At 46.9% G+C, this 307-nt stretch carries 1 pseudogene; it reads left to right on the top strand.

Annotated elements, in window-relative coordinates:
- Window positions 1-307: pseudogene (locus AAEZ03_RS26645) on the top strand (type VI secretion system ATPase TssH); the annotation flags it as partial.

Below are 307 nucleotides of genomic sequence, written 5' to 3'. Positions count from 1 at the left end.
ATTCAAGACAGTGCGATTATTGCTGCCGCACGCATGAGCCATCGCTATATTACTGACCGCAAGCTGCCGGATAAGGCGATTGATTTAATCGACGAAGCTGCCAGTCGTCTGCGTATGGAGATGGACAGCAAGCCTGAGTCACTTGGCAAGCTTGATAGCCGTTTGATTCAGTTAAAAATGCAGCGTGAAGTGCTCAAAAATGAAGAAGACGCTGGCGCGCAAGCCGAGCGTAAAGTACTTGATGCACAAATAGAAGAGTTAGAAAAAGAGTACGCCGATCTCAATGAGATTTGGCAAGCAGAAAAAG

This window comes from Pseudomonas sp. HY2-MNA-CIBAN-0224 (assembly GCF_040310285.1).
In the GTDB taxonomy this organism is placed as follows: domain Bacteria; phylum Pseudomonadota; class Gammaproteobacteria; order Pseudomonadales; family Pseudomonadaceae; genus Aquipseudomonas; species Aquipseudomonas helleri.
This window is presented reverse-complemented; position numbering and strand designations above follow the sequence as displayed.